Annotated in this window: 18 protein-coding genes and 3 pseudogenes; 16 read left to right on the top strand and 5 right to left on the bottom strand. The window is 59.8% G+C overall.

Features of this window, described 5'->3' with window-relative positions; all coding sequences use genetic code 11:
* Positions 1–405 precede the first annotated feature (405 nt).
* The 8 genes and pseudogenes from AC1RKH_RS22760 to AC1RKH_RS22725 all read left to right on the top strand — a co-directional run.
* Entirely contained in the window at positions 406–1,281 is an 876-nt protein-coding gene (locus AC1RKH_RS22760) for a DNA/RNA non-specific endonuclease (protein WP_493064093.1), read from the top strand.
* Positions 1,282–1,473: 192 nt separating this feature from the next.
* Positions 1,474–3,477: an aminotransferase class I/II-fold pyridoxal phosphate-dependent enzyme gene (locus tag AC1RKH_RS22755; RefSeq protein ID WP_493064094.1), complete on the top strand. Its 2,004-nt coding sequence runs from the start codon at positions 1,474–1,476 to the stop codon at positions 3,475–3,477.
* A 26-nt stretch (positions 3,478–3,503) separates the two neighbouring features.
* Positions 3,504–4,286, top strand: a complete 783-nt coding sequence (locus AC1RKH_RS22750; protein WP_493064095.1) for a transporter substrate-binding domain-containing protein — start codon at positions 3,504–3,506, stop codon at positions 4,284–4,286.
* Between the two features lie 146 nt (positions 4,287–4,432).
* On the top strand, positions 4,433–5,146 hold the full coding sequence (locus AC1RKH_RS22745; RefSeq protein WP_493064096.1) for an ABC transporter permease: 714 nt from the start codon (positions 4,433–4,435) through the stop codon (positions 5,144–5,146).
* Between the two features lie 5 nt (positions 5,147–5,151).
* Entirely contained in the window at positions 5,152–5,850 is a 699-nt protein-coding gene (locus AC1RKH_RS22740; protein WP_123426105.1) for an ABC transporter permease, read from the top strand.
* Positions 5,850–6,863 (top strand): DMT family transporter, encoded by a 1,014-nt coding sequence (locus tag AC1RKH_RS22735; protein ID WP_493064097.1) that lies wholly within the window; start codon positions 5,850–5,852, stop codon positions 6,861–6,863. The genes AC1RKH_RS22740 and AC1RKH_RS22735 overlap by 1 nt, the downstream gene beginning before the upstream one ends.
* A 15-nt stretch (positions 6,864–6,878) precedes the next feature.
* Positions 6,879–7,895, top strand: coding sequence for a M14 family metallopeptidase (locus tag AC1RKH_RS22730; RefSeq protein WP_493064098.1), 1,017 nt, complete (start codon positions 6,879–6,881; stop codon positions 7,893–7,895).
* Positions 7,883–8,005, top strand: a pseudogene (locus AC1RKH_RS22725) (ABC transporter); the annotation flags it as partial. The gene AC1RKH_RS22730 and the pseudogene AC1RKH_RS22725, both read left to right, overlap by 13 nt.
* 3 nt (positions 8,006–8,008) lie before the next feature.
* Here the strand turns inward: AC1RKH_RS22725 and AC1RKH_RS22720 are convergent.
* A complete protein-coding gene (locus AC1RKH_RS22720) occupies positions 8,009–8,794 on the bottom strand; it encodes a helix-turn-helix transcriptional regulator (RefSeq protein ID WP_493064099.1) in 786 nt (261 codons plus the stop codon).
* A gap of 133 nt (positions 8,795–8,927) precedes the next feature.
* On the opposite strand from AC1RKH_RS22720, the gene AC1RKH_RS22715 reads away from it, so the two are divergent.
* From AC1RKH_RS22715 to AC1RKH_RS22705, 3 genes are all read left to right on the top strand, one after another.
* Positions 8,928–9,743: a carbon-nitrogen hydrolase family protein gene (locus tag AC1RKH_RS22715; protein ID WP_493064100.1), complete on the top strand. Its 816-nt coding sequence runs from the start codon at positions 8,928–8,930 to the stop codon at positions 9,741–9,743.
* A 141-nt stretch (positions 9,744–9,884) separates the two neighbouring features.
* Positions 9,885–10,994 (top strand): polyamine ABC transporter substrate-binding protein, encoded by a 1,110-nt coding sequence (locus AC1RKH_RS22710; RefSeq protein WP_493064101.1) that lies wholly within the window; start codon positions 9,885–9,887, stop codon positions 10,992–10,994.
* 81 nt (positions 10,995–11,075) lie between these two features.
* On the top strand, positions 11,076–12,212 hold the full coding sequence (locus AC1RKH_RS22705; RefSeq protein ID WP_493064180.1) for a DmpA family aminopeptidase: 1,137 nt from the start codon (positions 11,076–11,078) through the stop codon (positions 12,210–12,212).
* Positions 12,213–12,266: 54 nt separating this feature from the next.
* Here AC1RKH_RS22705 and AC1RKH_RS22700 read toward each other — a convergent pair.
* Positions 12,267–12,398: pseudogene (locus AC1RKH_RS22700) on the bottom strand (hypothetical protein); the annotation flags it as partial.
* A gap of 42 nt (positions 12,399–12,440) precedes the next feature.
* Positions 12,441–12,653: pseudogene (locus AC1RKH_RS22695) on the bottom strand (VOC family protein); the annotation flags it as partial.
* Between the two features lie 138 nt (positions 12,654–12,791).
* Between AC1RKH_RS22695 and AC1RKH_RS22690 the strand changes: the two are divergent.
* The 4 genes from AC1RKH_RS22690 (at position 12,792) to AC1RKH_RS22675 (ending at position 15,290) form a co-directional block, all read left to right on the top strand.
* Complete coding sequence (locus tag AC1RKH_RS22690; protein WP_123426025.1) at positions 12,792–13,328, top strand: dihydrofolate reductase family protein; 537 nt, start codon at positions 12,792–12,794, stop codon at positions 13,326–13,328.
* Positions 13,329–13,371: 43 nt separating this feature from the next.
* The gene (locus AC1RKH_RS22685) at positions 13,372–13,479 is read left to right on the top strand and encodes a hypothetical protein (protein WP_493064181.1); all 108 of its coding nucleotides are present in this window, start codon (positions 13,372–13,374) and stop codon (positions 13,477–13,479) included.
* Between the two features lie 215 nt (positions 13,480–13,694).
* On the top strand, positions 13,695–14,279 hold the full coding sequence (locus AC1RKH_RS22680) for an eCIS core domain-containing protein (protein WP_493064102.1): 585 nt from the start codon (positions 13,695–13,697) through the stop codon (positions 14,277–14,279).
* 246 nt (positions 14,280–14,525) lie between these two features.
* A complete protein-coding gene (locus AC1RKH_RS22675) occupies positions 14,526–15,290 on the top strand; it encodes a tetratricopeptide repeat protein (RefSeq protein WP_493064103.1) in 765 nt (254 codons plus the stop codon).
* A gap of 133 nt (positions 15,291–15,423) precedes the next feature.
* Here AC1RKH_RS22675 and AC1RKH_RS22670 read toward each other — a convergent pair whose 3' ends face one another.
* Positions 15,424–16,131: a cupin domain-containing protein gene (locus AC1RKH_RS22670; protein WP_493064104.1), complete on the bottom strand. Its 708-nt coding sequence runs from the start codon at positions 16,129–16,131 to the stop codon at positions 15,424–15,426.
* A gap of 69 nt (positions 16,132–16,200) precedes the next feature.
* Positions 16,201–17,058, bottom strand: coding sequence for a GNAT family N-acetyltransferase (locus AC1RKH_RS22665; protein ID WP_493064105.1), 858 nt, complete (start codon positions 17,056–17,058; stop codon positions 16,201–16,203).
* 239 nt (positions 17,059–17,297) lie between these two features.
* Between AC1RKH_RS22665 and AC1RKH_RS22660 the strand changes: the two genes are divergently transcribed.
* Positions 17,298–18,770 (top strand): aldehyde dehydrogenase family protein, encoded by a 1,473-nt coding sequence (locus AC1RKH_RS22660; RefSeq protein WP_493064106.1) that lies wholly within the window; start codon positions 17,298–17,300, stop codon positions 18,768–18,770.
* Positions 18,771–18,975: the final 205 nt, after the last annotated feature.

Genomic DNA, 18,975 nt, shown 5'->3' with positions numbered 1-18,975 from the left:
AGGGTCTTCATTGCTTGGCCGGTGTTTTTTGTAGAGCAAGACAGGCACATTGATAACAGTTGGTGTGAAAACCAGATCCGGCCGTGGACACCACGAGCGCGCGGTAGGGGAGTCCCTGAAGTGGGATCTGTTGCACAGAAATGCAAAAGCGACGCAGAAATGAAAAAGTCCAGGGAAGGTTCCCTGGGCTTTCGGAGTCGTCGATCACGTCTTTGTGGATCATGTCCATTCCTGTTTCGGGAGTAAAAGAAACTCCTTTAATTTCAAAGGGTCAGACGCTAGCTGCGAGTCTCGTTACTGTGTTGTCTGCATTGAAATAAGAGGCTTTGGCCTCTTTTTTCGTACCGGCAATTTCAGGGCTTTGCCGCAAGTATCTCCCCTTAATCCAACTCAAAGATTCCAAGCATGAACCTACGCAAAATAGCAGTGGGGCTGTCGGCCCTTGTTTTGTTCTCGACCGGTGCGGCAGAAGCTCGCAACCTGCTGGATTTCCTCAAACCGCCCAGCCAGCATGAGGAGCAAGGGCACCGTTCAGGCTCAATCAGCCAGAACGCGGCGATCGAGCTTTATTCAAGCCAACAGACGCAGGCATCGTTTGATGGGTGCGCAGACCTGTTCCCGTCAGCCAGGCCGATCAGCATGGCCAGTGTGCCGGCAACGATGAAGCCCTTGGCCCTGTGTTCCGACAACTTTGCGGTGCTGTACTCGCAAACCAGCAAGACTCCGTTGGTTGTGGTCGAGCGTCTCAATTCAGCTCTGCTTGAGGATGCCAAGGGGGAGGAACGAACCAATCAGTTCTATCCAGATCCACGCATTCCCAAGAGCGGGCGGGCAGAGTTGAGCGACTACCGTGGCCAACATCCGGCAGTGGATCGCGGCCATCAGTCCCCGGCGGCCGATGCACCGAGTCCACATGCAATGGCCCAGTCCTTTGCGCTTTCGAACATGGTGCCGCAAAACCCGACCAATAACCGGAAGATCTGGAGCAAGGTAGAGTCTGATGTCAGGAAGTTCGCGAAGCGCGCCGATGGCAATGTCTTTGTCTTTACCGGCCCGCTCTTTGACGCAGGCCATGCCACCATTGGCGACAACAAAGTCTGGGTACCTGACCGTCTGTTCAAACTGGTCTACGACGCTTCGTCCAAACGTGCCTGGGCCTATGTGCTACCCAACGCGGAAACACGCATTGAGAAGCCGGTGGACTATGAGACTTTCGTGAAGATCACGGGACTCAACCTGCTGGGCAATCTACCGGTCTCGGGTTCAGTGGTTCGATCCTGATCGACGAAAGTCCGCTTCCCTGACGAGAGTGTGGAAAACAGCCCGACTGTCGTAAAAACGACCTGTTTACGCTGAACGCGAACCCCTGTGACTTTTCTGTTGAACGACTGTTCAGCTTCGTCTATGTTCGTTCCACCTTCTCCCCCGGCTGGTTGCGGGCTTGCGTTTCTTCTATTCGAACGAGGCACTGGCATGCGGTTTTCACCCTTTGTTGAGCGGATCTCAGGCCAAGGCGTTGCAGCCTGGGATATTCACAATGCGGCGTATGAAGCCCAGTGCCGGGGCGAGGATGTGATCATCCTCAGCATCGGCGACCCGGATTTCCCTACTCCAGATTTCATCACCGATGCCGCCATTCACGCGCTGCGTGAGGGCGACACTCACTACACCGAAATCGCCGGTCGCCTGGCCTTGCGCGAAGCCATCGCCGCCCGGTACAGCCAGCTGTTCGACCGTGAGCTGCAAGCGTCAAACGTCATCAATGTGGCGGGGGCGCAGAACGCGCTGTTCATCGCCTCGATGTGCCTGCTCACTGCCGGCGACGAAGTGATTGCCCTGGACCCGATGTACGTGACCTACGAGGCGACGCTCAAGGCCTCCGGTGCGACGCTGGTGCGCGTGCCCTGCGCGGCGGATTCGGGTTTCAGGCTCGATGCCGCCGTGCTGGCCAAGGCCATCACCCCGCGCACCCGAGCGATTTTCCTCTCCAATCCGAACAACCCCACTGGGGTGGTGCTCAACCGCGAAGAGCTGCAAGCCATCGCCGACCTCGCCATTACCCATGATTTGTGGGTCGTGGTGGACGAGGTCTATGAGAGCCTGGCGTTCGAACGCGAGCACCTCAGCCTGGCGGCCTTGCCGGGCATGGCCGAGCGTTGCGTGGTGATCGGCAGCCTGTCGAAATCCCATGCCATGACCGGCTGGCGGATCGGCTGGATCGTCGCCGATGAGTCCCTGGTGGCGCATGCTGAAACCCTGATGCTGAGCATGCTCTACGGCTTGCCGGGATTTGTCATGGAGGCCGCGCTGAAGGCAGTGCAAGCCCATGAGGACGTGACCCACGGCATGCGCGAAATCTATCGCCGTCGTCGCGATCTGGTGGTGGCGAGCCTGTCTGATTGCCCGGGGATTTCAGTGCTCAAGCCCGATGCCGGCATGTTCGTGCTGGTGGACGTGCGCGGCACTGGCCTGAGCTCTCTGGAATTCGCCTGGCGTCTGTTGCGCGAGGCGGGTGTATCGGTCCTGGATGCAGCCGCCTTCGGCGAGCCGGCGCAAGGCTTCGTGCGGCTCTCGTTCACGCTGGGTGAAGAACGACTGGCCCAGGCCTGCCAGCGTATTCGCGATTTTGTCCTGGTGTTGAAGGGCGAAGCGCCGAGGCCGGCGATCACCCGCGTGACCAGCGAAGCGGCCATTGAGACAGTCGCGGCCAAGACCATGATTGAAGTCGATGGCCTGCATAAACGCTTCGGCAACATCGAGGTCCTCAAAGGCGTTTCCCTGACAGCCCGCGAAGGCGATGTGATCTCGCTGATTGGCGCCAGCGGCTCGGGTAAAAGTACCTTGCTGCGCTGCATCAACATGCTCGAAGTGCCGGACCAGGGGCGCATTCTGGTGGACGGCGAAAGCATTCATCTGAACCACTCGCGTCCGGGCGCGCCGCTGGTGTCCGACGCCAAACAGCTGGTACGGATCCGTTCGAGCCTGGGCATGGTATTCCAGAATTTCAACCTCTGGCCCCATCGCACGGTGCTGGAAAACCTCATCGAAGCGCCGACTCAGGTCCTGCGTGAAAGCCGTGCGGAGGCCATTGAACGGGCCGAAGCCTTGCTTGAACGCGTTGGGCTTTCAGCCAAGCGCAACGAGTACCCGGCGTTTCTCTCCGGGGGACAGCAACAACGGGTGGCCATCGCCCGGGCCCTGGCCATGCGGCCCAAGGTCATGCTGTTCGATGAACCCACCTCGGCACTCGACCCGGAACTGGTCGGAGAAGTGCTGCGGGTGATCCGCTCTCTCGCCGAAGAAGGCCGGACCATGATCCTGGTGACTCATGAGATGGCTTTTGCACGTGATGTCTCTTCCAAAGTCGCCTACTTGCATCAAGGGTTGATCGAGGAAACCGGTTCGCCGGACGAAGTGTTCGTACACCCACGTAGCGAGCGTTGCCGGCAGTTCGTCAACGCTCATCAGACTCGCTAATAACATAAAAAAAACGGGGAACAATCATGGGAAATCGACGTTTGGCAAACTGGTTAACCGGCTTGGCCTGCGTAATGCTGGCCGGCATGAGCGCGGCCCAGGCCCAGCCGATCAGGTTCGCGGTCGCAGCAGAACCCTATCCGCCGTACACCGAGAAGCAGGCCAACGGTGAATGGAAAGGCTTTGAAGTCGACCTGATCCACAAGCTGTGCAGCGAAATGAAAGCCGAGTGCGAGATCAAGGAAGTGGCGTGGGACGGGATCATCCCGTCTCTGCTTGCGAAGAAGATCGACGTGATTTTCTCCTCCATGTCCGTGACCGAAGAGCGCGAAAAACAGATCGCGTTCAGCAAGGCCTACTACGATTCGGCAATCGCGGTTGTCGGGCCCAAGGGCACTGCGGTGAACAAGTATCCGGATGATCTCAAGGGCAAGATCATCGCTGTGCAGAACTCGACGGTGAGCGCCAGCTACCTGAAGGCTTACTACGAGAAAATTGCTGAAGTGAAGTATTACGACACCCAGGACTCGGCCAACGCCGACCTGATTGCCGGTCGTGTCGACCTGATGATGGCGGATGGCACGGCCATGGCGGCATTCGTCAAGACGCCCGATGCCAAGGACCTGGCCTACCTGGGCACGGTGCCTTATGACCCGATCTTCGGCAAAGGCGTGGGCGCCGGTCTGCGCAAGGATGACACTGCGCTCAAGGCCAATCTCGACAAGGCGATCCAGAAGTTGCTGGCAAGCAAGGACTATGACGACCTCTCCCAGAGCTACTTCGGGACCAGCGTGAAACCCGCGTTCTGACCTGAACACAGATCCTGTGGGAGCGAGCCTGCTCGCGATGACGGCAGCACATTCGATATCAATGTTTGCTGACCCACCGCTATCGCGAGCAGGCTCGCTCCCACAAGGTCCAGCGGTGCCCTCACGCCTGCTAACCGGAGAGTGAAATGCCAGCAATGTTCGAGTTGATCGATTTCAGCGAACAAGGATGGGGCGGTGCGCTGTTGAAGGGGCTCTGGATGACCCTGCAGATATCGGCCGGGGCCTTTGTGGTCGGGCTGTTCATCGGACTGGTGGTGGCCTGCCTCAAGTTGAACGCCCCCAAACCGATCGCGGCGCTGATGCGCGGCTACACCACGTTGTTCCGGGCGGTTCCGGAACTGTTGCTGATCCTGTTGCTGTACTACGTCGGCTCCATGCTCCTCAATTCGCTGATGGCCCGGATGGGTTACGGCGCGATGGATGTCAGCGGCCCTCTGGCGGCGATCCTGGTACTGGGACTGGTGCAGGGCGCCTACGCCTCGGAGATTTTTCGGGCGGCGATCCAGGCGATTCCCTTTGGCCAGATCGAGGCGGCGAGGGCGTTCGGCCAGAGCGGGTTCGGGCTGTTCCGGCGGGTAACGCTGCCGATCATGGCGCCCTATGCGATGGCCGGGATGGCCAACCTGTGGATCAACCTGATCAAGGACAGTGCATTGATCAGCGTGGTTGGCACTAACGAGCTGTTGTACACCGCCAAGCAAGGGGCGGGTTCGACGCGTCACTACCTGTTGTTCTACCTCACGGCCGCGGCGATGTATTACGCGGTGACATTGGTGTCCAACTATCTGTCGGGACGGCTTGAGCGACGTACTCGTCGCTGGATGCCCTTGGCTGAGTGAATGAAATGATTCCAGCGTGGATAGTTGAATACGCGGCGCTGTTGGGCCGAGGGCTGCAAACGAGCATCACCCTTCTGTTGATTGCCAGTGCATTCGGTTTAGTGCTCGCGGTGCTGGTGGCGCTGGCCCGGATCTCGAAGAACAAAGTCATCGCCAAGGCCAGCCTGTTCTACACCAGCGTGTTTCGCGGTACACCGTTGCTGATCCAGATCTACATCTTCTACTACGGGCTGGGCAGCCTGTTTGCGCAGTTTCCGCTGATTCGTGGCAGTTTTCTCTGGCCTTATCTGCGTGACGGCTATTGGTACATCGTATTCGCCCTGGTGCTGTCGGTGGGCGCCTATGTGGGCGAAGTGATTCGCGGCGGCCTGCTGGCGGTGCCAAAGGGGGAAATGGAAGCCGCCTCGGCCTTTGGCATGACCCCGCGCCAGTCCCTGCTGCGGGTGCGCCTGCCCCGGGCCATGCGGTTGCTGTTGCCGACATTGGCCGGGGAGACCGTAATGTTGCTGAAGTCCACGGCACTGGCCTCGACCATCGCGGTGATCGACTTGCTGGGCGCCGCCAACGTGGTCCGTGCCCAGACCCTGCAAGTCTATCAACCGTTGCTGCTGGTGGCCGGGGTGTATGTCTGCCTGACGTTCCTGATCGAGGCGCTGTTCGCCTTTGCCGAGCGGCGCGGGACGCCGCTGCGCAGGTCGGTGTAATGAGCGCGCCACGGGTTGACCGGTCGTTACAGGGCATTGGCCTGTGCACCTTGGGTTACGCGTTCCTGTCTTTGCAGGATGCGGGCATCAAGTGGCTGGTGGCCGACTATTCGGTGATCAGCATTCTGTTCTGGCGCGGCCTCGTGGTAGTGCTCGCCTGTCTGCTGGCAGGGCGCCTGCGGCTGGTTCAGCGGGCCTGGCGCTCGCCGAGCCGGCGCTTGCTGGTGGTGCGCGGGCTGCTGTCGATTGTTGCCTGGCTGCTGTATTACACGGCTGCCCGGGACCTGACGCTGGCAGAGATGACCACGCTGTATTTTTCAGCGCCGATCATGGTCACGGTGCTGGCGGTAGTAATCCTCAAGGAGCGTGCCAGCGGCTGGCAGTGGTTCACCCTGATCATCGGCTTTGTCGGCGTGATCATTGCCTGTCGCCCCAGCAACATGGCCGACCCATTGCCGATCATTCTGACGCTGTTGGCGGCGATGTGCTGGGCGTTCACCTACATCCAGTTGCGGCAGGTGGATGACCAGACTTCAGTGTTGGAACAGATGCTGATCACCAATGTGGTGTTTGTCATTTGCATGATGCTGGCGTTGCCCTGGACCCACACCCCATCGCCGACCTTGGCCTGGCTGGGGATGCTTGGCGCCGGGCTGGTGGGCGGTATCGGGCAGTTTCTGCTGTTCGCCAGTTTTCAGCGGGCCACGGCGATCTTGCTGGCACCGTTCGAATACACCGGGTTGATCTGGGCATTCGCGCTGTCGAACCTGGTCTGGGGCACGCTGATGGATGTGTCGCTGATGATCGGTGCCGGGTTGATCGCAGTCAGCGGCACCCTGGCGATGATCTTTGGCCGCCACCCGTCACAGGACGTCGTTGGCGCTGAATGCTCCGTGACGCAACCCCTTTATCCAGCAACGACAGATAGGGAGGCCGTTGGCGGGGCTGAAGGTCTCGGGGTTCAGGCACCCTTCGATCCAGAGTCCGTCGAACATCGGGATCAATGGTCATGAGGGGAGGGCAAGTGCATGGCGCAGGATGTTTCGTTCAATGTCAGGAACAATAACGGCGACCCGGTGCTGGTCGGCGCCTGGCGTTTCGAGGGTGATGGCAGCGGGCCGAAGGTGCACTTGCAGGCGGGGGTACATGCCGATGAAATCGCCGGGATGCTGGTCCTGCATGTGCTGATGCAGCGGCTTCAGGTCGCCGAGGCCGAGGGTCGCCTCAAGGGCCGCGTGACGGTGGTGCCGCAGGCCAATCCCCTGGGCATCGGGCAGTTTCGCCAAGGGCGAATTCTCGGTCGGTTTCACGACGCCACCGGCCATAACTTCAACCGTTCGTTCGACCAGTCGACCGCAATGGCTCGACCTTCGACCAATGTCCAGGAATGGCAAAAAAGCCTGGTACAACTGGCGGCCACGGCAGATTTAATGCTCGACCTGCACACGGATGACGAGGCAATACCGTACCTCTACGTTCACCGCAGTTTCTGGCCACGTGGCCGCGAACTGGCGGCGGCGATGCAGATGGATGTGGCGATCATCTGGGATGACGGTGGCGATGGCTCCTTCGAGGAAACCATCATTGCGCCCTGGCTGCGCGATGGCGTCACCGATCAGCGCATGGCCGCGACCCTGGAATTGCGCGGGCAGGGCGATGTCAGCGATCGGCTTGCCGAGCAGGATGCTGCGGGCCTATACGCCTGGCTTTGCGCGTGTGGGGTCATCGATGAGGCGCTGTCGCCAGGCGATTGGCCCGTTGAGGCAATGGAAATGAGCCATATGGAGACCATTCTCGCCCCACAGTCCGGGGTACTGATCTTTGAAAAAGCGCTCGGCGATTTTGTCGAAGAAGGGCAGCGGTTCGCGCGGATTCTGGGGCGGCCGGGTGATCGGTCTTCCGAAGTGGTGCTGTTTGCCGAGCAGGCGGGGCGAATGGTGACCCGCTATCGGGATCGCCTTGTGCCTCAGGGCATGGTGGTGGCGAAATTCACCGGAACCCGGGTGTCGCGCAACTGGAGCGGCGGATTGTTGGACCCGAACTAGCACTGGCCAAGGAGCCGATGGCCCTCGAACCGATTGGCGCGGGCATGCGCCGGGATGAGCCAGCCTTTCTGGCCAAGGTAAATTCGTCGCTGATGGCGATGGAAACTTCGACTTCAGCTCTGAGCGTTCAGAAACAGTGAGAACAGCTCGGACTGAGATTTAATGCCGAGTTTGCTATACATGTGCTTGCGGTGGACCTTCACAGTCTCGGCGGAAATCGCCAGCTTGCGCGCGATCTCCTTGTTTGAGCAGCCGCTGAGCATTAGCCGGCCGACTTCCAGTTCGCGGGCGGAGAGCGGGGTATCCAACTGCTGGTCAGTGGAGTCCAGCCAGCTCTGCCAGCTTGGCGTCGCCGACGCGTTCTGCTCCAGCACCTCCCGCTCGAATGCCATGCGCTGACGCATCAGGGCGGCAACCCAGGACTGGATGAGTGTGAGCAGGGCGATCTGCTCTGGACTGAAGAGGCCCTCACTTCCCAGCGACAGGCTGAGGGTGCGTTCCGTGTCGAGTTGGACGTTGATATGTACTTCGTCGGCAACAACATTGAGGCGGAAGTAGCGTTGGTAGTAGTCGGTGTGTTCGAAGCACTCCGGCGCCACATCGGCTAGCCACAACAAACCGTTCTGCGGTGCTTCTCGGTTGGCCAGGTAAAAGGGGTCAAGTAGATACAGGCCTTTGAGGTAATCCTGAAAGAGCGGGTCCGGCCCGCCATCCTTGCCAGGGCATTCTGCGAGCACCTGCGGCCGGCCATTGCTGAAAATCAGCACGACCCAACTGTCCACCGGTATGTATCTATCCAGCAGACGCACCAGGGCCAGCCAGAAATCAGGACGGTCAAGTGCCTCAATCAGCCTGCCAATCGCCTGGTGCCAGGCCATATCCTGCAATGTAATGCTCACGTTTCTACCCATACGGGGTTACCCCATCGATGTGATTACTTTCCATTTCATGGCTCTCCATACTCCATCCAGCCCTGGCGGGTGCTGTTCAGTTTGGCGATTGCGAGCCCACATACACGTGAAAGGATCACCGATGAAGATTGAACTCGTACAACTTACCGGTCGCGATGGCGATACCGCTTATAACCTAGAGCGTACCTTGCAGGCCATCGCTACCTGCGCAGCAGATACCGATCTGCTGATATTTCCAGAGACCCAGTTGATGGGATTCTCCAGCGCGCAACAGCTCGCCGAAGTTGCCGAGCCCCTGAACGGGCCAAGTGTGCAGGCCGTGCAGCGCGCCGCACGCGAACGGAACGTCTCGGTGGTGGTTGGCATGGCTGAGAACGACTCCGGCACCTTCTACAACACCTCCCTGCTGGTAACCCCACAAGGGATCGCCTTGAGCTATCGCAAGACTCACCTTTGGCCTTCGGAACGCGGCCTGTTCCAGCCGGGAGACCGCTATGCCACTGCGCTCTGGAAGGGAGTCCGTGTTGGCATCCTGATTTGCTACGACATTGAGTTGCCGGAAAGTGCTCGAGCCCTCGGCCAACTCGGCGCCGAGCTGATCCTGGTCACTAACGGCAACATGGATCCCTACGGCCCTGTCCACCGCACCGCGATCATGGCTCGCGCTCAGGAAAACCAGGCATTCGCGGTGATGGTGAATCGAGTCGGCGACGGCGCTGAAGGCCTCGTTTTTGCCGGTGGGAGTGCAGCGATCGATCCCTTCGGGCGCACGCTATTTGAAGCTGGGCGCGCAGAGTGCCGTCAGGTGGTAGAGCTGGATCTCGACCTGCTGCGCACCGCTCGCCGCGACTATGACTACCTCAGTGACCGCCGCCTGCTCCTGATCGGCGAGCAGATTGAGCACGGTGATGGTCGACGTGAACTACTAATCCCCTGAACCAGGCGCGAGGGGTGTTCCACACCACAGCGATTGTTCCGTCTTGATTCCGATTTCGACCCTGCCACAACAATAATTCACACACTAGCAGGAGCAGTGCTCGTGTCCATGGACCCGGCGCTAACGCTCTGGAGCATCCCGATGAAACCGACTCGTTACATGCAATTCGTGCTGGTCACGCTTTTCAGTGTAGGCCTGGTCTGCGCCGAGGCCGACGAGCCTGCCACACCCAGCGTGCACATCTACAACTGGTATGACTACATTGCCCCGAACACGATGAAAGACTTCCAGAAAGAAGCGGGCATCAGCGCTGTATACGATGTGTTCGACAACAGCGACGTCATGCAAAGCAAACTGATGGCCGGCCGCAGTGGCTATGACGTAGTGGTTGCCAGTGGCGACCTGCTACCGAACCTGATCAAAGCGGGTGTGCTCAAAAAACTGGATCGCTCAAAGTTGCCCAACTGGTCCCACCTCGACCCTGACATCCTCGCCAAGTTGCAGAACAACGATCCCGGAAACAGCTATGCGGCCCCTTATCTGTGGGGTACGACTGGCATCGGCTATGACGCGGACAAGGTTAAATCGATACTCGGCCCAGATGCGCCAGTTAATTCTTGGGACCTGATTTTCAAGGAAGAAAACCTGGCCAAACTGAGTCAATGCGGTGTGGCCATGCTGGACGCCCCTAGCGAGGTCATTCCCATCGCGTTGCACTACCTTGGACTGCCCTACAACAGCCAGAACCCGGATGATTACAAAAAAGCCCAGGAGCTGCTGCTGAAACTGCGTCCCCATATCGTCTACTTTGATTCTTCCAAGTTCATCTCTGATCTAGCCAATGGCAACATCTGCGTCGTGCTGGGCTGGGCTGGTGGTGTCGCCGATGCGCAAAAGGCCTCCGAGCTGGCTGGCAACCATCGCAACCTCGTCTACAGCATTCCACGTGAAGGTGCCCCGGTGTGGGTGGAGAGTCTGGTGCAGCTCAACGATGCGCCGAACCCGGAGCAAGGGTTAGCCTTCATCAACTACATGCTGCGCCCCGAAGTCATCGCTGAATCATCCAACTACCTGAGCTATCCGAACGCCAACAAGGATGCCACCGCGCTTGTCGAGAAGAAAGTCCGCGACAACCCCGGGGTGTATCCGTCCAAGCAAGTCCTTGACACGCTATTTCCGCTAGAACCACTCCCGCTGAAGACGGAGCGCGTGCGCACCCGCGCGTGGAACACGATCAAGACCGGCGCTTGATTGGCTGACTCGGCTCTGCTGATGACAAGCCACGCCCCTTCATGCAACAAATCAAACATGAGAGAGATGATGAAAGAGACGATGAAACCACGTGCTCGCGACCTGAACATTCAGTTCGGCCAACTGCAACCCGGCCCCTTCAATGCCATCACCGATGTGCCCGGTGTACGGGTCGGCCACAGTAATGTGCGAGGACGCACCGCCAACGGCCGCGACATCCTGACCGGCGTCACCCTGATCGAACCGCGTGCCGGTTCCACCAGCCAGCAACCGTGCTTTGCCGGCGTCCATGTGTTGAACGGCAACGGCGACGCCACCGGTCTGGAATGGATTCGCGAGGCGGGTCTTTTGACCAGTCCCATCGCCTTCACCAACACCCACAGCCTGGGCGTGGTACGCGATGCGCTGGTTGTGCTGGACCGTGAACAGCAGCCGGATGACGGGCGCCTCTACTGGAACATGCCGGTGGTGCTGGAGACCTTCGACGGCCTGCTCAACGACATCAATGGCTTCCATGTGAAGATTGAACATGTGGCCGAGGCCCTGCGTTCGGCCAAGAGCGGACCGGTAACGGAAGGTTCCGTCGGGGGCGGTAGCGGCATGATCTGTCATGAATTCAAGGGCGGCATCGGCACCGCATCACGGCGTCTGAGCAGTGCTCAGGGCGGCTGGACCGTTGGGGCCATCGTCCAGGCCAACCACGGCATCCGCAACGAACTGCGCGTCGACGGCTACCCCGTCGGACGCTACATGGAACAGGCCGACTCGCCGTTCCTCAAGGCGTCGCTGCCGCACCCAGGCATGGGCTCGATAGTCGTTTGCCTGGCCACCGACGCGCCGTTGCTGCCGCATCAATGCACGCGCCTGGCGCAACGTGCCAGCCTCGGCCTCGCCCGCACCGGCGGCGGCAATGAAGACCACAGCGGTGACATCTTCATCGCCTTCGCCACCGGTAATCAGCATGTGCCGCCGGCCGCTTACGAGAGTAAGCGTACGCCGACTACCGACAACCTGAGCATGGTCAACAACGACCACATCAGCGAGTTGTTCCTGGCCGCCACCGAAGCGGTGGAAGAAGCCATCATCAATGCTTTGCTGGCCGCCGACACCGCCGAAGGCAACGGCCATGCCGTGCCGGGCCTGGACTCCGAGACGCTGCTCAAAGCCTTGCATCAGGCCGGCTGGCCGGGAGCCGCTCATGGCGAACGTTTTGAATGACTGCTGTTGGTTGTGGATTCAACCGGTTGAATCCACAACCCAAACTGGTCATGCATGACAGGCAGAAAACGGCCGAAGGCCGACCCGGTAGGGTAGGCCCGCTGCCATAAGTCGCACGTTGCCGCACAGGCAACCGCCGGTGAATCGGTGCCTGCTGCGTCTCGTCTGAAATCCATCGGCCGGAATGTCGACCGGCTAACCTGCGAGTGCCGCTTCGATTGCCGCCTGCTTGATCCCCGACCCCCCGTTCAACCCGAGGCAAGGGATGCCCATCACCGTGAACTCGACCGTTATTACATCGCCTTGCTTGCCCGCCGGATAGTCGCCTGGCGCGTGATGGACGGCGACTACCGCGCTGTCGGGGAATGTCTGGGCGTAGAACTCTGCAGCATCCTGCGCAGAGCCGTCGTACCAGAGGCAAATCGTGTTTTTGCTGACCATTTTGCGTCTCCAGAATCAGGTCTGATACCTTCATTCCAGCCGCACAGTCAGTCGGGCTGAACGTTGGCAAATCAACAGGCAAACCCCAAGTATTGTACAAAGCGCCGGTTTTTCAAAAATCGGCCAAAGGAGATCCTGATGGCCACTGCACATGTTTTCATCGCCACCAGTCTGGATGGCTTCATCGCCCGACCTGATGGTGACATCGACTGGCTGTTGCAGCGCGATGATCAGACCGAGGATCATGGCTACTCAACCTTCATCGCCGATAAGGATGTGATTGTGATGGGGCGGGGAAGCTATGAAAAGGCGCTGACCTTCGACACATGGTTCTACGACCGGCCTGTAGTGGTGCTGTCAGAACAGCTGGCCGATTCGTCGGTGCCCGAGGCGCTGAAGGGCAAGCTGCGTTTTTCCAACCTCAAACCCGGGGCCGTGATGGAGGAAATGGCGAGGCAAGGCGTGCGTCGGGTCTATGTCGATGGCGGGCAGTTGGTGCAATCATTCCTGCGCGATGGGTTAGTCGCCGATATGGTGATTACCACTGTTCCTGTGCTGATCGGGTCGGGAAGGCCATTATTCGGGGCCCTTCAGCAGGACATTGAATTGAAACTGGTATCCAGCCGCTGCTTTCCTTCGGGTTTGGTGCAATCCACCTATCGGTTGACCCCATGACCCGCCCGCGTGGACGTTCGATCCAAGGACACATACAGACGAAATATCGAAGGTCGTCGCACAAATTGGATTCGAGTTTGACGTGCGCGCTGACGTTCTGAGAATTTGGGGGTACTTCCCAAAATCGTATGAAGACTTTCCGCCTGTATGACAGTCTGGGATCGGCTGTCTGCTAAATCCTTCGCCCCAGTAACTACAATATCTAACCAAGACACGGGGGAGCGCTTTGGGTCGTTGCGTCCACCGGTTGAATCCACAACCCAAAGCAGTCATCGAGAAGAGACCGATAGGGATACGCTAAAGTTATGCGGGGCGTCGATCAATTGTGATCCACTGTTCGTGCTGCTTCCGTCCCTGGAGGGCCCAATGCGGCCTATCACCACGTGCCTGGTGGCGCTGTTTGTTCTTTGCCTGACTCTTGAAGTGCCAGCCCAGACCAACGACTGCCCAGCTGGCGAGAAACAAGTGTGCCTGGACGGCTGTATCTGCCTGCCAGATCTGGGGCAGATGCCTGATGGCATCTACCAGATCGCGGCACCTGCCCTGGCGCTGTGGCTAACCCAAGCCCGCGATGAAGCAGCCAACGCCGACATCCAGCCCATTCCACCGCACATCCGGGAGCAACTGCTGCGCTGGTACGCCCCCAGCGTCCTCGATGCCGCGCGCTACAAAGTTAGCGACAACGGCCAATTCAGTACCGCCACTGCCATGCTGCAAAACCCCGATGTCGGTGCCGTGACGCTGATCGACATCATCCTCTTCCGGGACGCTCAAACCGCAGAACAGGACATCGCGCTCTGGGCTCACGAACTAAAGCATGTGCAGCAGTATCAGGAATGGGGGGTGGAAGGATTTGCCCAGCGGTATACACAAGATTTCAATGCTGTGGAGGCGCCGGCTTATGCCATACAGGCTGAGGTCAGACGGTCGGTGCGGGAAGGGACTCACTGAATGTTGCCAAGTTGAAGAGGGCCAAATCCCGTGTCTTATCCGCAAGCACTGTGCGTGGTCGCCACCCACTCTGACTTCACGCTTGGAGGATGGGGTGGTAAAAAATGATACTGGTCGCGGTGGCCGATGCAGCGGGAACTTCAGGGTACTAGTCAGGTCCATTGGCAGCCTGTACCGGAGATGCCGAGCAGCGCTGTGGCCTGTTTTACGGCAGTGCCGTCCGAGATCAGTCGAGTCCGCCCCCTGATGCCAACCAAGAGTTTTATGCCGGGTCTCATCCTGGTGTTCTGCGCCGTCGCGTCGCTTTGTTCGGTTGCTGCCGAGCGAAGCTCGCCCTCGCAAAGTAACAGCGCATCAACCACCCTGATCGAAACGGCCTCGCGGCAGTATGGAAATGGCCAGTTGGACCAAGCCGCTGCCACGCTGGAGCGTGCCCTGCATATCCAGCCGAACAATCCCGCGACACTGCATTACCTCGGTGTATTGCGTCTTCAGCAGGGTCAGTACCAGCAGGCTGAAACGTTGGCGGTGCGCTCGAACATGGGGGTTGGTCGCAACGTCGCGTTACGCAACCGCAACTTCCAATTGATCCAGGCGGCGCAGCAGGCCCAGTCTTCGAGTACCCCGGCCAACGCCAAAGAGGATCTGGTCACAGTACAGAAGGGGCTGGAAGAGGAGACCCCAAGGCGCCGCGAAGCAGAAATGGCCGTTGCTGAACAATCCACTCTGGATACTGGGCGCGACGCTGGCAACTTCGCTCACGCAAAGGCAGATTGGGTATCGGATTCACCGACGGCTGGCAGACCTCGGTCCGAAGGAAGATTGCAAATGGCTTCCGTCGAGCCAGAGCCCGCGTACGACGAGGTTGAGATTCCCCGCGGCCATTTGCCGCCTCCGGGTAAATGCCGAATTTGGTTTCCTGATCGCCCGCCGGGGCATCAGCCCGCACCCGGCAGCTGCAAGAAGCTGCGATATCGGGTTCCGTTAGGAGCCTACTTGGTACGCGGTTGAGTTTCTGAGTATCCACCTCTGAACGATTTAGCCAATCTGTTGCATCGACCGGTTGAATCCACAATGAACGATTTTTCGCACAGTCTGCATTGAGAGGGGTTTTCGTTTGTGCGTATTTTTTCATCGGTCGGGTCTATTTAACCGCATACACCTTGCGTACATACCGCGTACTTTTCCAGGCACACGGCGCCCCCTGAGGCACGAATACGCTGTCACCGGTGTTGACCGTCAGACTCGTTCCATCGGGAGCCAGCAGGGTGACGCTGCCTTCAATCGGGTGCATCAGCTCATTGAGTTTGTGCGCTCGACCATGGCGTTCGTAGGGTGTCGAATCCCAGACACCGACGCGCAGGTCGGTGGTGCTGTCTTCGAAGGCATTGCGTGACCGGCACTGCGGGGTAGGCCCGATCAATATTTGTGGCTCCGGTGCGGCCGATGGCGAGAGCATCGCCAGTGGGTCGAGCAGGGTCAGGCCGGGAGTCGGCTTCACGGTGTTGACGGCACAGAATGCCCAGCGTGTGCCGGGTTGCGCCTCAACTCGCAGTGCCGTCCCGCGACCGATCACCGCGCTGGCGCCGACATCCAGTTCCAGCGTCTGCTCTCGGGTTTTCAGCGTGACGTGGCCGATGTGGACCACGATCACTTCGGTGTGCGGGAAATCATCACAATCAAACACTTCGCTTGCATCGACGATACCGGCAGACACGCCATCTGCGCCGGTATGAGCAACCTGACGGGCGTCCATAAATGGATCGGCAGCACTCAAGGATGCTGCTTTGAAAGAGCTGGCAACACAGCTGCCGTCGGCGCGAGCCAGCAACAGAATGGTAGGCTGGGACATACGGGTGACGCTCCATGGAAATGGGGTATAGAGGGTGTTGGATAGCGCTTGCCTGATCGAGCGCAGCGGTCAGCCGATGGCTTGGGTGACGAGCGCAAACTGTCGCACGCCGTTGACCGCTTGCGGCGGTGTGCCCCGGGCCATTTGCGCCACGGTGTCGACCTGCTTGAGGCCGACCGACGCCAGCCAATCGCTCAAACCACTGTCCGCCGGAATGTCGATGCGCACGAAGGCATCCGGTACTTGGGCCAGCAATACCGCGATCAGGTGTTTGGCCTGTTCGATGTTCTCGGCGACCACCGGGCCGATACCGCGACCACGGCCATAGGGGCGCAGCAAGGCGAAGGCGCACACCTGGCCATCGCGCTCGATGACAACCGAATGCTCGACCACATCAAACAGGTCGTTGAGCACCGTTTGCCGGTCCAGCCCGGTGCCCGCATTGGCCAGTTCCAGCACGCGGGCCTTATCGGTGTCACGTAGCGGGCGACAGGTTTCACCGTCGGCCAGCGGCACAGGTGCAGGGGCTTGCGCCGGGCCCTGGTGTTGCTGAATCCGACCGAACTCGACAAAGCCCTGACTCGCGTAAAGCGGTGCACCGGCGAGGGTCGCGTTGAGTACCGGGGTGCGTGACTGGCAAGCGTCAAGCGCCTGTTCCATCAGCTTGCGACCGATGCCCTTGCCTTGATAGTCGTCGCTGACGATCACCAGGCCAATGGTGGCGAAACCGCCCTGGGGGCAGGCGAACGCCGTACCGATCAGACGCTCGCCATCGAGCGCTACAAAGCCGTCGCTGATGCGCAACACCATGGCCCAGTCGTCCAGGCGATGGGGCCACTTCAATTGCACGGACAAGGCATGGGCCGAGGGCAGGTCGGCGGTCGTCATCGGGCGATAGACATAAGCAGAAGGGTGCGGGGCGGACATGGCGAGTCTCCGTTGAGTGTGCGCGATCAACCGGCTGTGCGGCGCGATGGTGCCTGTATCCCATCTGCGCGAAGGCCTGACAAGAGGGGTTGGAAGATTCGGCAGATTCCGCACGCTCGAGGCCGCAAGACCACACTTACTACTAAATTGCCCGGCAAGGTCGGCAGCAAATGCTTGGGCTTTTTTTCTACGATGGAAGCCTGAGTTCACGACTCTCCGTCCCTTTTTTGGAGTGCTCCATGGATAGCTTCGATCCTCGCCTTATCGCTGTGCGCAGCGCTCATTTCATTGCCGGTCAATACCGCGATGCTCAACCGGGGCTTGAGGTGGTGCGGCCGTCGGATGGCCAGGTCTACGCCCAGTTGCCGATTGCCGATGCTGACTTGGTGGATGAAGCGGTCAACGATGCCTGGCAGGCTTTCAATCGCAGCGATTGGGCCAGTCGCCCACCCCGGGAGCGGGCGCGGGTCATGCGCCGCTGGGCCGATCTGATTGAAGCTGACGCGGCCGTCCTGGCGCCGCTGGAAGCGGTGGGCTCGACCCGTCCGCATAAAGATGTGATCGCCTGGGATATTCCCTACGTCGCCGAGGGCATTCGTTTCTTTGCCGAACTGGCGGACAAGCACGGCGGCCAGGTTGCCGCCACCCAGACCGATCGACTGGGCATGCAAATCGCCGAACCTTACGGCGTGATCGCCGCCATCGCGCCGTGGAATTTCCCCCTGAGCATGGCCTCCTGGAAAGTCGCGCCGGCGCTGGCCGCAGGCAATGCCGTGGTGCTCAAGCCTTCAGAGCTGACGCCGTTTTCCAGTCTGCGTTTTGCCGAGCTGGCGTTGCAGGCGGGGATGCCGTCGGGGATTTTCAACGTGATTCAGGGCGATGGCCGGGTCACGGGCGATGCCTTGTGCCGTCATCCACGGGTGGGCAAGGTGACCTTTACCGGTTCCACTGCGACCGGTTCGAGCATCATGTCCACCTGCGCGCTGGTCGGTCCGAAACCGGTCACCCTGGAGCTCGGCGGCAAGAGTCCGCAATTGGTCTTCGCCGATGTACCGGATATCGCCAAAACCGCTCGCACGGTGGCCTTGGCCATTACCGGTAATGCCGGGCAGGTGTGCGTGTCCGGGTCTCGGCTGTTGATTCAGCGTTCGATCATGGAACCGTTTATCGCGCACTTGCAGGCGTATTTCGAGGAGCTGCGCCCCGGCCCGACCTGGTCGTCCGAGAGCACGCTGTCGCCGATCATTTCCCGGCAGCAGGCCAGCCGCATCGATGGCATCATCCAGCGCTCGCGTCAGGCCGGTGCCGAAGTGCTCACCGGCGGTGGGCTATTTGAAGGTCTGGGGGGCGCCTATTACCAGCCGACCTTGCTGACTGGTCTGGACAACCAGAACCCGGCGGTCTGCGAAGAAATCTTCGGCCCGGTGCTGACGGTGCAGGCGTTCGATGATGAAGAGCAGGCGCTGAGCCTGGCGGCGCATGCGACTTACGGCCTGGCGGCGGGTGTGCATACGGCCGACATCAATCGCGCCTTGCGCCTGGTTCGGCGCCTGGAAGCGGGGACTGTGTGGGTCAATCGTTACGGACGCAGTAACGACTACATCCTGCCGACCGGTGGCTACAAACGTTCCGGTATTGGCAAGGACCTGGGGCGCGAAGCGTTCGAAGCCAATTTGCGCTTCAAGAGTGTGCTGATCGATATCGTGCAGTAACGCGCGAACCCCTGTGGGAGCGAGCCTGCTCGCGATGAGGCCAGTCCACTCAACATCAATGTAGCCTGTCAGACCGCTATCGCGAGCAGGCTCGCTCCCACAGGTTCTCGACAACCTACGGATCTTCAACACGCTTTAATTCGCACCCAAACGGGCGCTTCCTCAGGGAAGCGCCCGTTTTCGTTCAGCCCGGCGCAGGTTCTGC

The organism is Pseudomonas sp. GW822-FHT06B12, assembly GCF_058799675.1.
Note: the sequence above shows the minus strand (reverse complement) of the source record. Positions and strands in the feature narration are given on the sequence as shown.

Bases quoted from the DNA above. Each gene is read 5' to 3' on its own strand.
- AC1RKH_RS22760 (WP_493064093.1), top strand. From the start codon at position 406: ATGAACCTACGCAAAATAGCAGTGGGGCTGTCGGCCCTTGTTTTGTTC.
- AC1RKH_RS22755 (WP_493064094.1), top strand. From the start codon at position 1,474: ATGCGGTTTTCACCCTTTGTTGAGCGGATCTCAGGCCAAGGCGTTGCA.
- AC1RKH_RS22750 (WP_493064095.1), top strand. From the start codon at position 3,504: ATGGGAAATCGACGTTTGGCAAACTGGTTAACCGGCTTGGCCTGCGTA.
- AC1RKH_RS22745 (WP_493064096.1), top strand. From the start codon at position 4,433: ATGCCAGCAATGTTCGAGTTGATCGATTTCAGCGAACAAGGATGGGGC.
- AC1RKH_RS22740 (WP_123426105.1), top strand. From the start codon at position 5,152: ATGATTCCAGCGTGGATAGTTGAATACGCGGCGCTGTTGGGCCGAGGG.
- AC1RKH_RS22735 (WP_493064097.1), top strand. From the start codon at position 5,850: ATGAGCGCGCCACGGGTTGACCGGTCGTTACAGGGCATTGGCCTGTGC.
- AC1RKH_RS22730 (WP_493064098.1), top strand. From the start codon at position 6,879: ATGGCGCAGGATGTTTCGTTCAATGTCAGGAACAATAACGGCGACCCG.
- AC1RKH_RS22715 (WP_493064100.1), top strand. From the start codon at position 8,928: ATGAAGATTGAACTCGTACAACTTACCGGTCGCGATGGCGATACCGCT.
- AC1RKH_RS22710 (WP_493064101.1), top strand. From the start codon at position 9,885: ATGAAACCGACTCGTTACATGCAATTCGTGCTGGTCACGCTTTTCAGT.
- AC1RKH_RS22705 (WP_493064180.1), top strand. From the start codon at position 11,076: ATGAAACCACGTGCTCGCGACCTGAACATTCAGTTCGGCCAACTGCAA.
- AC1RKH_RS22690 (WP_123426025.1), top strand. From the start codon at position 12,792: ATGGCCACTGCACATGTTTTCATCGCCACCAGTCTGGATGGCTTCATC.
- AC1RKH_RS22680 (WP_493064102.1), top strand. From the start codon at position 13,695: ATGCGGCCTATCACCACGTGCCTGGTGGCGCTGTTTGTTCTTTGCCTG.
- AC1RKH_RS22675 (WP_493064103.1), top strand. From the start codon at position 14,526: ATGCCAACCAAGAGTTTTATGCCGGGTCTCATCCTGGTGTTCTGCGCC.
- AC1RKH_RS22670 (WP_493064104.1), bottom strand. From the start codon at position 16,131: ATGTCCCAGCCTACCATTCTGTTGCTGGCTCGCGCCGACGGCAGCTGT.
- AC1RKH_RS22665 (WP_493064105.1), bottom strand. From the start codon at position 17,058: ATGTCCGCCCCGCACCCTTCTGCTTATGTCTATCGCCCGATGACGACC.
- AC1RKH_RS22660 (WP_493064106.1), top strand. From the start codon at position 17,298: ATGGATAGCTTCGATCCTCGCCTTATCGCTGTGCGCAGCGCTCATTTC.